We start from the raw sequence: 13,662 nt of genomic DNA, 5'->3' as shown, positions 1-13,662 counted from the left end.
ATCAACGCCCGTACGCACCCTTGCAGATGACCGCCTCCGGGCTGTCCGGTTTCCAGCCGCCGTACTTCCTGCCGAGCGCGCACACGTCCGCGTTCTTCCCGAGGTCTCGCGGCACGGACGGGACGGCGACGCGTGGCTCGGGCCGGTGCGGCTTCGGAGGCGGGTTCTCGTGGCGCGGGCGCGGACGCGCGGGCGCCGGCACGGGAGCCGCAGGGGCGGTCCGATGCGCAGTGGGCGCGCTCGGCGTCGCATGACGGGGCGGGCCGATGAGCTCCAGCGCCTCGCGCGCCGGGGCCTGTACGACGTGCGGCTCGGCCTTGCCGTCCGGGCGCGGTGCCGACGGCTGGGACGGCGTGGGCGTCGGCCCGGTGAGAGGCGGATGCTGGACGCTCACACAGCCGGACAGGGCCGAAAAGGCCACGGTGACCAGGAGCGTTGCGGTGGTCGTCGATCGATGCACCCGGGCAACTCTGCTGGTTCCGGCCCGCTTTGGGGAGCGGACAGGCGGAGGATGCCCCACATGGGTGATCCGGCTCCACCTCATGCGGGCCCTCGCTCGGCGCCCTACTCGCCGGTCGCGCCGTCGATGCGCTCGCGGAGCAGGTCGGCGTGACCGTTGTGGCGGGCGTACTCCTCGATCATGTGGAGGTAGATCCAGCGCAGGCTGATGGGGTCGTCGGTGAACCTGCTCTTGCCCAGGGAGATGTCGTCCACGGCGAACCGAGCAGCGTTGCGCCGGGCGACCTCGATCTCGGCCTGCCACACGGCGTTGGCCCCGTCCCACGTGTCCGCCTCGGTGAGGTGGAACTCGCCGTCCGGGTCCGCCTCGCTGTAGTAGATCGGCCCCGGGTCGTCGCCCGTCAGAACCTTGCCGAACCAGCTGCGCTCCACCTCTGCCATATGCCGGACGAGACCGAGCAGGGAGAGCCCGGACGGTTCGACGGACGCGGTCCTGAGCTGGGCGTCGGTCAGCCCCTCGCACTTCATCGCGAGGGTCTGCCGGTGATAGGAGAGCCAGCCCTCCAACATGGTCCGCTCGTCGGCATTGGTGGCGGGCGAGTCGCGCTTGATCGTCATGCCCTGCATCTTCGCGGGTCATGTGGCCGGAGCGCCGAATTCCCCGGCCGGGCGCGGCCGCGTCGCACTCATGAGCAGCTGACCGGCACAGCCGTGCGGAACGGCGGAACGGCCGCGCCGTCCCGGACCGCATCCGCGCTTCTCCTGGGTGGCGTCGACGGGATCGCCGGCCGGCGGCTGCCGTGGCAGTCGTATGCTGCTGACCAGGGTGGCAGCACAGAACATGCTTCCTGAACGGGCACGTACTCCCTGAGGAGATCCTTGTGAAGGTCGGCTGTATCGGACTCGGCGACATCGCGCGCAAGGCGTATCTGCCGGTGCTGTCCACCCAGCCGGACATCGAACTGCATCTGCAGACGAGGACGCCCGCGGCGCTCGCCGAGGTCGGGGACAGCCTGCATCTTCCGGCGGCACAGCGGCACACCGACCTCGCGGAGCTGCTGGCCCAGGACCTCGACGCGGCGTTCGTGCACGCGGCCACCGTCGCCCACCCCGAGATCGTGACGCGGCTGCTGGAGGCGGGCGTACCGACGTACGTCGACAAGCCGCTCGCGTACGAACTGGCCGACTCCGAACGGCTGGTGCGGCTGGCCGAGGAGCGGAACGTGAGCCTCGCGGTGGGCTTCAACCGGCGCTACGCACCCGGATACGCGCAGTGTCTCGACCACCCGCGCGAGCTGGTCCTGATGCAGAAGAACCGGGTCGGACTGCCCGAGGCGCCGCGCACCATGGTTCTCGACGACTTCATCCATGTCGTCGACACCCTGCGGTTCCTGGTGCCGGGACCGGTCGACGACGTCACCGTGCGGGCCCGCGTGGAGGACGGTCTGCTGCACCATGTCGTGCTTCAGCTCGGCGGTGACGGTTTCACGGCACTCGGTGTGATGAACCGGCTCAGCGGTTCCACGGAGGAGATCCTCGAGGTGTCCGGCCAGGACACCAAGCGGCAGGTGCTCAATCTCGCCGACGTGATCGATCACAAGGGACAGCCGACCGTGCGCCGGCGCGGGGACTGGGTGCCGGTGGCCCGGCAGCGCGGTATCGAACAGGTGGTGTTCGCCTTCCTCGACGCCGTACGCGCAGGGAAGGTGCTCAGCGCCCGGGACGCGCTGGCGACTCATGAGCTGTGCGAGCGGGTGGTACGCGCGGTGGAGGAACGGGCCGCCTGAGCCGCAGCGACCGCAGGCACTCGGTGGCGCCGAGCGCGGCAAGTACCAGCAGGGCCGCGTGCACCGGCCAGTCGCCGAGGCGGACGTACGGAGTGGTGCCGCGGGCCAGGGGCACCTCGTAGACCTGCGAACTGCTCGCGTCGGTGCCGAGCCATGAACCGATCCGTTGCCCGCTGGGACCGTAGACCGCGGAGACGCCGGTCAGAGTGGCGTGCACCATGGGGCGGCCGGTCTCGGCGGCACGCAACGCGGCCAGCGAGGCATGCTGTTCGGGTGCCCAGCTGGACTGGAACGACGATGTCGACGACTGGGCGAGGAGCACCTCGGCGCCGTCCTCGGCGAGATGGCGGCCCATGTCGGGAAACGCCGACTCGAAGCAGACCATCGGTCCGACGCGCAGCCCGTGGCCGACGTTCATCACCACCTGCTCGCTGCCGCGCCGGCGGTCCTCGCCGGCCGCCTTGCCGACGGAGGTGGCCCAGCCGAGCAGGGAACGCGCCGGTATGTACTCGCCGAACGGCACGAGGCGCATCTTGTCGTAGCGGTCACCCGTGGGGCCCTGGGGGCCGACGAGCACGGAACTCTTGTAGATGCCGGGGCGGTCGGAGCGACGGGCGTCCACGTTCACCATGATGTCGGCGTCGGTGAGACGCGACAGCGCGGCTATCCGGTCCGCCAGGTCGGGGCGGTCGGCCAGGTCGAAGCCGACACTGCTCTCGCCCCAGACGATCAAGTCCAGGTGCTGGCCGGCCAGTTGACGGGTCAGCGCCTCCTCGCGGGCGAAGCGCTTCTCGCCGCTGTCGACGCCGTCGACGACACCCGGCTGGACGATGGCGATCCGGGCCCCGCCGTCCGTGTCCGGGCGCGGCGACCACACCCAGGCCGCCGAGGTCGCGGCGGCCGTGGCGACCAGTCCGGCCACCGCCGGGACGCGCGACTCACGTACCGAGACCAGCACGGCCACCACGACGTTGACCGTCACGACCAGGAAGCTGAGCAGCCACACCCCGCCCACCGAGGCGAGCCGCAGCGCGGGCTCCACCTGCCACTGGCTCGACCCGAGCAGCCCCCAGGGACCGCCGAGCCCCTCCCAGGAGCGGACGAGTTCGACAGCCAGCCAGCCCGACGGCAGCACGACAAGCGCGGCCGCGACCCGGCCGGGCGAGGGCACACCCGACAGGAACCGGCGGACGAGCAGGCCCCAGGGAGCCCACAGGGCACCGAGCAGGGCCGCGATGACGACGGTGAACACATGCAGACTCGGCAGCAGCCAGTGGTGCACGGCCAGCATGTAGCCGAGCCCGCCCAGCCAGCCGTCGTACGCCGCTCGCCGGCCGGTCGGCGCCGAGCGGATCAGTACGATCCACGGCACCAGGGCGACGTACGCGAACCACCACAGGGACGGTGCCGGGAACGCGAACATGGGGAGCGCCCCGGCCAGGAACGCCGCGGCACCCCGCCACCAGCGCGATTCGAGCCAGTCGCCGGTCAGCCTCATACGGCGTCCCCCTCCCCTGGTGGCATGCCCTTCACCAGTGTGCCCGCCCGAATCGATCTCAGACAGAGCACCTCCGCTCAGGTGGCGACGGGCTGCTCCACGGTGTTGCGCCACTTCTCCTGGACGACCACCTCGCGCAACCGCCAGCCGTCGGCCGTACGGAACAGATCGAAGGCGTACCGGCCGCCGCACACGAAGTCCGGTGCGGTCGATTCGCCGTCCAGGCCCGCGAACCGCATCGGATTGATGTAATCCGCCCGGACCCGGGCCGTGTCGCCCGTGTCCTGCTCCAGGAGGCCGAACCGGACCTGCCGGTTGACGATCAGATGCTGGCGCATCGCGAAGAGCCGCAGGCTCTGGGTGAGCCATCCGGTGATCTCCGCCGCGTCCCCCTCGATTCCGCCGGCCGACCGGTAGTCGGCGCGCCCGTCCGGTGTGAACAGCTTTCGGTACGCCTCCCAGTCGCCGTCGTCCACCGCCACGGCGTACTCGGTGATCAGTTCGTCCACGGCAAGCCGGTCCATCACGGCCGCGAGCTCCACACGCTGCGTCATCGGCTCAGTGTTGGCCACGGGAGGTGCGCAGCCAAGGGGGCGTGCAGTGGATATTCGCCGGGCGGTGCACTGCCCGCGAAGTGTGACTTGCGTACCAATAGGGTGACCCCCATGCCTGCCACCTTGAGCTCCACGAAAACCCGCGCCGCGCTCCACAGATCGGCGCGCGTTTCCGTCGATCTGCTGCTGGTGTTCGTGCTGCTCGCGGTGGCCCTCTGGATCCTGGGCCGGATGTGGTCCGTGGTCTGGCCGCTCGTGGTCGGCCTGTTCCTGACCACGCTGACCTGGCCCCTGGCTCGCCTTCTGCGGCGGCGCGGTTGGCGGCCCGCCCTGGCCGCGTCCGTGGTGACCGTGCTGTTCCTCCTGGTCGTCATGGGCATCGTGGCGCTGATCGCGGTGCCCGTGGCCTCCCAGTCCGGCGATCTGACCGACGGTGTGGTCGACGGCATCCAGAAGGTGCGCGAGTGGGCCGCGGGGCCGCCGCTGAACATCGGCGACGACCAGATCACCAGTGCCGTCGACGCCGCGGTCGCGCGCATCCAGGACAGCGTCGGGAGCATGGTCACCGCGGTTGCCACCGGGGTGAGCACCGTGGTCAACGGTCTGGTCACCGCCATCCTCGCGGTCTTCCTGATGTTCTTCTTCCTCAAGGACGGACCGCGTTTCCTGCCGTGGCTCACCCGCCAGTTGCCCGGCCGGCTCGCCACCGACATCCCGACCGTGGCCGAGCGCGGCTGGGACACCCTGGGCTCGTTCGTACGGTCCCAAGCCCTCGTCGGCCTGCTCGACGCCGTGTTCATCGGCATCGGCCTGTGGGTCCTGGGCATCCCTCTGGTGCTGCCGCTGGCGGTGCTGACCTTCGTGTCCGCGTTCGTGCCGATCGTGGGTGCGCTGTTCGCCGGTTTCGTCGCGGTGCTCATCGCGTTGGTGTCGAACGGCCTGACCGACGCGCTGATCGTGCTGGCGATCATCGTCGTGGTGCAGCAGCTCGAGGGCAACGTGTTCCAGCCCATCATCCAGAGCCGCGGCCTCGGCCTCCACGCGGCCGTGATCCTGCTCGCGGTGACACTGGGCGGCAACCTGGCCGGCATCGTCGGCAGCCTGCTCGCCGTACCGGTCGCCGCGCTCATCGCGGTGGTCTGGAACTACGTGCGCGAGCAACTCAGCGATCCGTCGGAGGAGTCGGAGAACGAGGGGCCGAACGCGGGGGCGGCCGTTCCGTCCTAGGCGGTTCGCTCCGGCGGTCTGCGATGGGCGGATCGCCGGTTCGCCCGAACGCCGGTTCGCGGGATCGCCGGTTCGCGGAATCCGGTTCTCCGGTTCGGCACCGGCGAGCTACTCCACGTCGATGCCGTACTCCTGTACGAGTTCTTCCAGGCCACCCGGGTATCCCTTGCCGCCGAGGACGAAGTCCCAGTCCCCGTTGGGCCTTCGGCGGAAGGAACCGAGTACCAGAGCGGTCTCGCCCCGCCGGCCGTCGGACACCTCGAGCCGCCCCACCTCGGTCATCCCGGGATCCAGCAGCCGGATGCAGGCATCCGTGAAACCGGAGAGATCGGCGTCCGGGTTGACCTCCGGGTCGACGGCGGCCACGAGGACGAAGCGGTCGGCCTCCTCCGGCAGTCCGTCGAAGGAGACGCAGATCGCGGCCTTGTCGGGCGGTGATGCGGGCAGGGCACGCACGGAACCATCCGGCGTCTGCGGGTTGTTGAAGAAGACGAAGTGGTCGTCGGTGAGGACGCGGTTGCCGCGGCAGACGAGCGCGCAGACGTCCAGGGCGACGCCTCCGGTCCACGACATGCCCAGGACGTTGTAGTCGTCGGGCAGTCGGGTGGCGTCCGGGCCCGGCGGTGTCGGCCGTCCGGTGGTCCCACGGCCACCCTCGCCCAGTCGCCCGCGCAGCCCGTGACGGTGCAGCAGATCGACGAGCTCGGCGCCGGAGATGAGCTCCAGCGGCTTGCCGTTGGCGAAGGTGTGCGAGCCGGGGCCGAAGCCGGAAGTCGTCACGAGGACACCCTTGTTGGCGCCTGCGTCCTGCACCGTTCCGTACAGGTCGCGCACGGCGGTGGGGGAGACCGTGTTGCGGTAGCGCTTGACCTGTACGACGATCTTGCCGCCTCGGATCGGCGTCGGGTCGAGCGCATCGACGTCCACCCCGCCGTCGTTCGAGCGCTGGGTCGTCACCGCCTGCATTCCCATGGCCCGGAAGAGCTCCGCGACGAGGCTCTCGAAGGCGAGCGGATCCATGGTGTACAGGTCCGGTTCCTCGTCGCTGCCGTGGGCGACCACGCGGTTTCCTATGTCCTGCGGCCGCCGGCCGGGCCGTACCGGCGTGAGCTGGTCGGGCCGCGCCGAGAGCTGCCCTCGCAGTGCGTCGGCCAGGCAGCTCTCCGCGTCCACCTGGGCGAGGTGCAGCTCACGGAACGAGGAGCTCGGGGCCATCACGGTGGCGAGAAAGATCTGGCCGGGCCGACCGGTCGTGGGGTCATGTCCGTCGACGAACCCGTTCAGGGCCACGGACTCGAGCGCGCCCAACTCGTCCGCGGCGAAGAGCTCGTGCAGCACCAGCAGTACGCACTGCGCGAGAGCCTCCCGGTACAGGGCACGGCGCCGGCCCACCGGACGAGGGGTCTCCTTGTCCTGATCCACCCCGGACACGTACCGGACGGACTTGACCTCCGGAACGATGCCGTAGGCGGGCAACTCCCAGTCGAGGACCAGCTGCCGGGCCGCCGGGTCGTAGGCCGCCGCCACCTGACGCGGGAAAGCCTCGGGCCACATGGCCGAGGCGTAGAGCGCGGCGGAGAAGTACTCGACCACGGAATCGGGATCCCGGCGCCGCACGCCGTCGAGCACCGCGGAGACGCCGGCGTTGTGCGCGCGTACCTCGGCCAGCTGGGTATCGGCCCACTGCTGGTACTCCCGCTGGTACGACGCCAACTGTCGCTGTCTGTGGGCCTCGGCGGCCTGGGCAGCCTGCCAGTCCCGGTCGTAGCGTGACCGTGCCTCGGCCTGTGCCTGGGCGCGGCGACTCGCGGTCCAGCCGCTCTGCGCCTGGTAGTGCTGGAGATCCGGCATGGGCACGGGCTGCGCCAACGTCCCGGGAGCGAAGGGCTGGACCTCCTCGCGTCGCAGGAGGGAGGACGCCCTGAACCCGGGCGTTCGGCAACCCGCGGCAAGCAGGCCCTGCAACGACGCGACCTGCGCGTCCAGTTCCTCGGTACGACGCAGCGCTTCTGCCTGCCGGTACTCGCGATGACTCTGGGCAGCTCGCCGCTGGTAGGCCCGCGCCTGCTGCGCTTCCTGTCTCCGCTGTCCGGCTTCGGCTTCCCGCTGGCGCTGCTGCTGCCGTTGCACCTCGGCCCACACGCCGACGGAACCAGTAGAGCGACGACTCATGTGCTGCAAGCCCTCCCCAGGACGTTCACAGCCGAAAGGCACGTTGGTTGTCCCCACAACCAGTTGTGACCAGCTGACTCTATCCAGCAATTGGCGTCGCGCATATCCACGTGATCGACTGATCCGTCGGTACGGATCCATCGGCTTGGACCGGCTTGAGTCGGCTTCGGGTGCAGGGCATTACGGGGAGGCGCACATGGCACGTCAAGTCACGGTGGTCACGGGTGGCAGCCGAGGGATCGGGGCCGCTACCTGTGCGCGGCTCGCCGCGGACGGACACGACGTGGCCATCGGGTACGTGAGTGACGGCGCGGCCGCCGAGTGGACCGCGACCGCAGTGCGGTCGGCGGGGGCGCGCTGCGTCACCGTGCGGGTGGACACCTCCGAGGAGGCGGACGTGGACCGGCTGTTCGACGTGGCGGTGGACAGACTCGGGCCCGTGACAGGGCTCGTGAACAACGCCGGTGTGACCGGGCCGCTGGGCCGGCTCGCGGACGCGGAACCGGCCGACCTGCGGCGGGTGGTCGAGGTCAACCTCCTGGGGACCCTGCTGTGTTCGCGGCGCGCGGCCAAGGTCATGGCGGCGTGGGGGAGCGGCGTCATCGTCAACGTGTCCTCCGCGTCGGCCACGCTGGGCAGCCCCGGCGAGTTCGTCCACTACGCGGCGACGAAGGCAGCCGTCGACGCGCTGACTCTGGGGCTCGCCAAGGAACTCGGCCCGGACGGCATCCGCGTCAACGCGGTCGCCCCGGGCATGATCGACACGGACATGCATGCGGCGATGGGCGACCCGGGCCGTGCCGAGCGGGCCGCCTCCGCGATTCCGTTGCGCCGCCCCGGGCGGGCGGACGAAATCGCCGCCGCCATCGCTTGGTTGATGTCGCCGGAATCCTCGTACACGACGGGGGCCGTCCTTCGGGTGGCGGGGGGCCGCTGAGGACGGCGCGATGTCCGCGCGCTCGTCATGGGAGCCGTGTGGGGCCCGGCTTGTGCGGACGTCGGGATGTCCGCGGGCTTGTCAAAGGATCGGCGTGGGGCCCGGCTTGTGCGGACGGCCCGATGTCCGCGGGCTCGTCAAAGGAGCCGCGCGAGGTCCTGCGGGTGAGGGCAGCGTGATGGCCACGCGCTCATGCCGCCTCGATGACCTCGCATCGGATCGCCGCGGCCCACTCCACGACCAACAGCTCGTACTCGGCCCGCTCCTGGGCCGACAGGGAACCGCCGGCACGTATCCACAGAGCGCGAATCTGCTCGTTCAGCGCAGCCGCAGATCGCACGGAACCAGGGAACATGGAATCGGGGGCCATGCGCACAAGCCTAGGGGCAAGGACTGACACTGCGCTACCGGACGGCTACGCACGTCGTATGTGGTTGGTCACGGTGACTCTTGGGGGAACGTGTCGATTGTTCAACAGGCGCCCGGACCAAGGGCGTTCGGCCGAGGGGTGGGATCAGGCCGACGGTGACTTCAACCGCGGACCAGGTCGCCGTCGAGCGGCTGAGACGCCACGACGTTCCCGTGGTGGCGAATGCGCTGGGTACTAGTGCTGATGGGCCGTCAGCCCGAGGACTCCGCCGCGTGCGGGCTCAGCCCGCCTGTCGCCACCAGCGCGAGGATGACGATGCCCAACGCGATCCGGTACCAGACGAAGGGCATGAACGACTTCGAGCTGATGAACTTCATGAACCAGGCGATCACGACATAGCCCACCAGAAAAGCGATGACCGTCGCGAAGATCGTCGGGCCCCAGGAGACATGACCCCCCTCGCTCGCGTCCTTGAGCTCGAACGCGCCGGAGGCGAGCACGGCGGGTACCGCGAGGAGGAACGAGTAACGGGCCGCGGCCTCACGGGTGTACCCCATGATCAGGCCGCCGCTGATGGTGGCGCCGGACCGGGAGACGCCGGGGACGAGTGCCATCGCCTGGCAGACGCCGTAGATCAGCCCGTCCTTGATGCTCAGTTCCTGGAGGGTCTTGCGCTGCTTGGTCGCCCGGTGCCGGCCGCCCGTCTCGTCGCGCGCCGCCAGCCGGTCGGCGATGCCGAGCACGACACCCATCACGATCAGCATCGTCGCGGTCAGCCGCAGATCACGGAACGGCCCTTCGATCTGGTCCTTGAGCGTCACCCCGAGCACACCGATCGGGATCGAGCCGACGATCACCAGCCAGCCCATCTGCGCGTCGTGGTCGCGTCGCATCGCCTTGTTCGTGAGCGAGCGGAACCACGCCGCGATGATCCGCGCGATGTCCTTGCGGAAGTAGATCAGCACCGCCGCCTCGGTGCCGATCTGGGTGATCGCCGTGAAGGCCGCTCCCGGGTCGTGCCAGCCCGCGAACGCGGCCGTGAGCCGCAGGTGCGCGCTGGACGAGACGGGGAGGAACTCGGTCAGCCCCTGGACGAGTCCGAGGATGAGGGATTCAAACCAAGACATGGCTTTACGTGGTCCAAGTGCTGATGGCGGAAGGGGTGATGGGGGCGCCGGGCCGTCCCGGCGCGGTGATCACGGGCGTTGAGGGGCAGCGTAGCGTCCCGCGCGGGAGCGCCGATCACAGGGGTTTCGCAGCGTAAACGGGGCGTGGGCGTCCGCTTCGGGAACGATTCCCGCGAACGTCCGCGTCGTGTCGGGTCGTGTCGTGTGGGTCGGGAACGATTCCCGCGCGCGTCCGCGTCGTATCGGGTAGGGAGCGATTCCCGCGAGCGTCCGTGGTGGACGCGGTTCCGAGGCCGTGAAGACGGGCGGCGCGTCGGAGGGCGTCCGTGGCAGTCCATTCGTTCCGCGCGGCCGCCCATCGGTGTCGGCGGTGTTGACCCGCCGCCGGACCGCGGCCTACGTTTTCGCGCAGGGAAAGCGCTTGCTCCACCTCTCGCCCCGCCGCCCGCGTCTCGCCCCGCCGCCCGCGTCCCGCCCCTCCGTCGCGTCCCGCCTCGGTGTATCGCCCGGACACCTGGGCGTTCCGCGGCCCGCGACCTCACAGCACCGTGCCCGCGTACGACATCACGTCCGATGGAGCGCTGATCACGCACATGTCCACGCCCCGCAACGCCCCGACCTGCGAGACCTCTTCGACTGCCGGCGCGGCCGCGTTCCGGGGCCGCCGCATCAAGGCGGCCGTCATCGGTACCGGTGCCATCGCCCGGGGCAGCCATCTGCCCGCCCTCGCCGAACTCGCCGAGGAGGGCGAGACCGAGATCGTCGCCGCGGTCGATGTCGATGCCGCCGCGGTGCGGGCGTTCTGTGCGGACGGTGGTGTCCCGTACGCGTACACCGACTTGGACCGGATGCTCCGGGAACAGCGTCCGGATCTGGTCGCCATCTGCACGCCGCCGGCCCTCCACCGCGAGCAGTCGGTCACGGCGCTGCGGGCCGGCGCCTGGGTCTGGTGCGAGAAGCCGCCGGTCCCGACGCTCGCCGACTACGACGCTGTGCGGGCGGCGGAGGGCGCGGACGCGGGGCCGTACGCGTCCATCGTCTTCCAGCATCGCTTCGGCTCGGGCGCACGGCACGTCCGCGGGCTCATCGCACAGGGGGCGTTGGGCCGTCCGCTCGTGGCGCACTGCCAGACGACCTGGTACCGCGATGCCGCCTACTACGCCGTGCCCTGGCGGGGACGTTGGGGGACCGAGGGCGGTGGGCCCGCCATGGGGCACGGCATTCACCAGACGGACCTGCTGCTCGATCTGCTGGGCCCCTGGAGCGAGGTGCGTGCCATGGCCGGGCGGCTGGTCCACGACGTGGAGACCGAGGACGTCTCGACGGCTCTCGTCCGCTTCGGGAACGGCGCGCTCGCGACCGTCGTGAACAGCGTCCTGAGTCCCGACGAGGTGAGCCGCATCCGCATCGACTGCGAGCGGGCCACCGTCGAACTCACCCATCTCTACGGGCACGGCAACGGAGACTGGCACATCACCCCCGCGCCCGGAGTGCCCGCCGCCGAGCTGACCGCCTGGCGGAACTTCGGTCCCGACGTGCCGAGTTCGCACCTGGCGCAGTTGCGGGAGCTGGTCGCGAGCATGCGTGCGGGCGAACGGCCGCGCAGCAGCGGCGCCGACGGGCGCACCAGCCTGGAGCTGGTCACCGCCCTGTACAAGTCGGCGTTCACGGACACGACCGTGCGGTCCGGGGAGATCGGTCCGGGGGACCCGTACTACACGGCTCTGCACGGAGGCGCGCCCGGCTGGGCACCTCCCGACGACTCCCGGGCGCCCGCCGCGGGTGGCGCGCCAGTGGCCGACGCGCGCGAGGCCGGGGTGTCCGAGCGAAGCGGGCAGGTCCCGGCGTGACCGCGTCCGCCGGGGACGGTCTGCGGATCGCCCACACACCCGGCGAGCGCATCACCGTCACCGAATCCCGCACGGGCGTCGAGCTGTTGAGCTACGTCTACCGGCCGGAGTCGGCCTGGGAGGCGCCGAAGCCGTATCTGCATCCCCTCAGGACCTTGGCGGGCGACGACGTCACCGGCTACCGGCCCCACGACCACCGCTGGCACAAGGGCCTTCAGATGACGGCCTCGCATCTGTCGGGCCAGAACCTGTGGGGCGGCAACACATACGTTCACGGAAAGGGGTATCTCGAACTCCCTGAGCGGGTCGGGAAGATGGCGCACCTGGCGTTCGACGAGGTGGACTCGGACGGCGTGCGCGCCGTGATCGGGGAGCGGCTCACCTGGCATCCGCACACGGGCGAGACATGGGCCGAGGAGGAGCGCCGCATCGAGGTGCACGATGTGGACCCCGAGTGGGGTTCGTGGGCGCTGACCTGGACCACCTCCGTCACCAACCGGCGTGACGCGCCCCTGCGTTTCGGCAGTCCGACGACCGCCGGGCGGGACCTGGCCGGCTACACGGGCCTGTTCTGGCGCGGCCCGCGTGCCTTCCGGGACGGCCGGATCATCGGGCCCGACGCCGAAGGTCCCGCACTGATGGGGCGGCAGGCGCCCTGGCTCGCCTACACCGGGGAGCACGACGGCACCGACGGACACGCGACGCTGGTCTTCGCGCACGCGCCCGAGAACGACCACGCCGGACGGGCGGGCGCCCACCCGGCTCACTGGTTCGTGCGCAACGAGCCGTTCGCCGCGGTCGCCCCCTCCTGGGCCTTCTTCGACGAGCTGGAGCTGGCGCCGGGCGACGCGCTGACCCGCCGCTACCGGATCGTCGTCGTCGACGGCGCCTGGGAGCGCGCGGAGATCGCCAAGTACCTGGAGGAGCACCCGTGGTGATCTCGGCGGACTTCACCGGCCTGCCGGGCGCGGTCGCCGTCTCGCACCTCTCCGTCTACGACTGGCCCGCCGCGGACGGGGTGTGCGGCGGAACTCCCCATATGCACCTGACCTGTTCGGAGGCGTACGTGGTGACCGGCGGGTGTGGCGCGGTGCAGACGCTGACGACGTCCGGGTACGAGGTCACGCCGCTGGCACTCGGCACCGTCGCCTGGTTCACGCCGGGGACGATCCACCGGCTCGTCAACGAGGGCGGTCTGCGCATCACCGTCCTCATGCAGAACAACGGGCTCCCGGAGGCCGGCGACGCGGTCCTCACGCTGCCTCCGCGGTACCTCACGGACCCGGAGACCTATGCCGCCGCGACCGCCGTCCCGGCCCACGCGTCCGAGGCGGAGCAGGAGCGGGCGGCCCGGGCCCGGCGCGACCTGGCGGTCACCGGCTACCGGGCGCTGCGGGACGCGGACGGGCCCGAGCCGCTCGCCGCGTTCCACCGGGCCGCCGCCGCGCTGGTACGACCCCGGCTCGCCGAGTGGCGTGAACGCTGGCGGCGCGGTGCCGAGGCCGCCGCCGCGGACACCGGAAGACGGCTCGGCCTCTTGGACGGCGGCGACACGGCCCACCTCGCGGACGCCGTCGTACGGGCCGAACAGCCTTCCGCGCACGGCCGGTTCGGGATGTGCGGGCGGCTGGACGTCTATCAGGGGACGCTTGGGCACGCCACGGGGGCTCGCCTCTGACCG

14 protein-coding genes are annotated in these 13,662 nt (G+C 70.9%); 7 read left to right on the top strand and 7 right to left on the bottom strand.

All coding sequences use genetic code 11. From position 1 onward, the window contains the following. Window position 1: 1 nt before the first annotated feature. Complete coding sequence (locus tag ACFWM2_RS11315) at window positions 2-460, bottom strand: hypothetical protein (protein WP_383276315.1); 459 nt, start codon at window positions 458-460, stop codon at window positions 2-4. A gap of 104 nt (window positions 461-564) precedes the next feature. After that, window positions 565-1,077: a DinB family protein gene (locus ACFWM2_RS11310; RefSeq protein ID WP_383276312.1), complete on the bottom strand. Its 513-nt coding sequence runs from the start codon at window positions 1,075-1,077 to the stop codon at window positions 565-567. Between the two features lie 263 nt (window positions 1,078-1,340). Here ACFWM2_RS11310 and ACFWM2_RS11305 point away from each other — a divergent pair, with 263 nt between their 5' ends. Then, window positions 1,341-2,246 (top strand): Gfo/Idh/MocA family protein, encoded by a 906-nt coding sequence (locus tag ACFWM2_RS11305; protein WP_383276309.1) that lies wholly within the window; start codon window positions 1,341-1,343, stop codon window positions 2,244-2,246. On the opposite strand, the gene lnt is transcribed toward ACFWM2_RS11305, so the two are convergent. Together lnt and ACFWM2_RS11295 are read right to left on the bottom strand one after the other, a co-directional pair. Then, window positions 2,170-3,744 (bottom strand): apolipoprotein N-acyltransferase, encoded by a 1,575-nt coding sequence (gene lnt / locus ACFWM2_RS11300; RefSeq protein WP_383276306.1) that lies wholly within the window; start codon window positions 3,742-3,744, stop codon window positions 2,170-2,172. The genes ACFWM2_RS11305 and lnt overlap by 77 nt on opposite strands. Before the next feature lie 77 nt (window positions 3,745-3,821). After that, complete coding sequence (locus ACFWM2_RS11295) at window positions 3,822-4,298, bottom strand: nuclear transport factor 2 family protein (RefSeq protein WP_383276303.1); 477 nt, start codon at window positions 4,296-4,298, stop codon at window positions 3,822-3,824. Window positions 4,299-4,409: 111 nt separating this feature from the next. Between ACFWM2_RS11295 and ACFWM2_RS11290 the strand changes: the two genes are divergently transcribed. Continuing rightward, entirely contained in the window at window positions 4,410-5,525 is a 1,116-nt protein-coding gene (locus ACFWM2_RS11290) for an AI-2E family transporter (RefSeq protein WP_383276300.1), read from the top strand. 108 nt (window positions 5,526-5,633) lie between these two features. Here the strand turns inward: ACFWM2_RS11290 and ACFWM2_RS11285 are convergent, their stop codons facing one another. Next, window positions 5,634-7,376 carry a restriction endonuclease gene (locus ACFWM2_RS11285; RefSeq protein ID WP_383276297.1) on the bottom strand — a complete coding sequence of 581 codons (1,743 nt, stop codon included), beginning with the start codon at window positions 7,374-7,376 and terminating at the stop codon, window positions 5,634-5,636. Here ACFWM2_RS11285 and ACFWM2_RS11280 point away from each other — a divergent pair. Next, window positions 7,359-7,766, top strand: coding sequence for a hypothetical protein (locus tag ACFWM2_RS11280; RefSeq protein ID WP_383276294.1), 408 nt, complete (start codon window positions 7,359-7,361; stop codon window positions 7,764-7,766). The genes ACFWM2_RS11285 and ACFWM2_RS11280 overlap by 18 nt on opposite strands. A 127-nt stretch (window positions 7,767-7,893) precedes the next feature. After that, on the top strand, window positions 7,894-8,634 hold the full coding sequence (locus tag ACFWM2_RS11275) for an SDR family NAD(P)-dependent oxidoreductase (protein ID WP_383276291.1): 741 nt from the start codon (window positions 7,894-7,896) through the stop codon (window positions 8,632-8,634). Window positions 8,635-8,824: 190 nt separating this feature from the next. Here ACFWM2_RS11275 and ACFWM2_RS11270 read toward each other — a convergent pair whose 3' ends face one another. Both ACFWM2_RS11270 and ACFWM2_RS11265 read right to left on the bottom strand, forming a co-directional pair. Beyond that, complete coding sequence (locus tag ACFWM2_RS11270) at window positions 8,825-9,004, bottom strand: hypothetical protein (protein ID WP_383276288.1); 180 nt, start codon at window positions 9,002-9,004, stop codon at window positions 8,825-8,827. Between the two features lie 251 nt (window positions 9,005-9,255). Beyond that, window positions 9,256-10,131 (bottom strand): undecaprenyl-diphosphate phosphatase, encoded by an 876-nt coding sequence (locus ACFWM2_RS11265; RefSeq protein WP_383276285.1) that lies wholly within the window; start codon window positions 10,129-10,131, stop codon window positions 9,256-9,258. 593 nt (window positions 10,132-10,724) lie between these two features. On the opposite strand from ACFWM2_RS11265, the gene ACFWM2_RS11260 reads away from it, so the two are divergent. The 3 genes from ACFWM2_RS11260 to ACFWM2_RS11250 are packed head-to-tail and all read left to right on the top strand — an operon-like array spanning window position 10,725 to window position 13,659. After that, window positions 10,725-11,981, top strand: a complete 1,257-nt coding sequence (locus tag ACFWM2_RS11260) for a Gfo/Idh/MocA family protein (RefSeq protein WP_383276282.1) — start codon at window positions 10,725-10,727, stop codon at window positions 11,979-11,981. Then, window positions 11,978-12,919 (top strand): PmoA family protein, encoded by a 942-nt coding sequence (locus tag ACFWM2_RS11255; RefSeq protein WP_383276279.1) that lies wholly within the window; start codon window positions 11,978-11,980, stop codon window positions 12,917-12,919. Before ACFWM2_RS11260 ends, ACFWM2_RS11255 begins: the two co-directional genes overlap by 4 nt. Then, a complete protein-coding gene (locus ACFWM2_RS11250; RefSeq protein ID WP_383276276.1) occupies window positions 12,913-13,659 on the top strand; it encodes a cupin domain-containing protein in 747 nt (248 codons plus the stop codon). The genes ACFWM2_RS11255 and ACFWM2_RS11250 overlap by 7 nt, the downstream gene beginning before the upstream one ends. Window positions 13,660-13,662: the final 3 nt, after the last annotated feature.

The organism is Streptomyces sp. NPDC058371, assembly GCF_042723265.1.
Taxonomy (GTDB): Bacteria; Actinomycetota; Actinomycetes; order Streptomycetales; family Streptomycetaceae; genus Streptomyces.
This window is presented reverse-complemented; position numbering and strand designations above follow the sequence as displayed.

What these genes read in the sequence shown, in the direction of transcription:
- lnt (WP_383276306.1), bottom strand. Translation starts at nt 3,744, where the DNA reads ATGAGGCTGACCGGCGACTGGCTCGAATCGCGCTGGTGGCGGGGTGCC.
- ACFWM2_RS11290 (WP_383276300.1), top strand. Translation starts at nt 4,410, where the DNA reads ATGCCTGCCACCTTGAGCTCCACGAAAACCCGCGCCGCGCTCCACAGA.
- ACFWM2_RS11310 (WP_383276312.1), bottom strand. Translation starts at nt 1,077, where the DNA reads ATGACGATCAAGCGCGACTCGCCCGCCACCAATGCCGACGAGCGGACC.
- ACFWM2_RS11265 (WP_383276285.1), bottom strand. Translation starts at nt 10,131, where the DNA reads ATGTCTTGGTTTGAATCCCTCATCCTCGGACTCGTCCAGGGGCTGACC.
- ACFWM2_RS11295 (WP_383276303.1), bottom strand. Translation starts at nt 4,298, where the DNA reads ATGACGCAGCGTGTGGAGCTCGCGGCCGTGATGGACCGGCTTGCCGTG.
- ACFWM2_RS11270 (WP_383276288.1), bottom strand. Translation starts at nt 9,004, where the DNA reads ATGGCCCCCGATTCCATGTTCCCTGGTTCCGTGCGATCTGCGGCTGCG.
- ACFWM2_RS11275 (WP_383276291.1), top strand. Translation starts at nt 7,894, where the DNA reads ATGGCACGTCAAGTCACGGTGGTCACGGGTGGCAGCCGAGGGATCGGG.
- ACFWM2_RS11260 (WP_383276282.1), top strand. Translation starts at nt 10,725, where the DNA reads ATGTCCACGCCCCGCAACGCCCCGACCTGCGAGACCTCTTCGACTGCC.
- ACFWM2_RS11285 (WP_383276297.1), bottom strand. Translation starts at nt 7,376, where the DNA reads ATGCCGGATCTCCAGCACTACCAGGCGCAGAGCGGCTGGACCGCGAGT.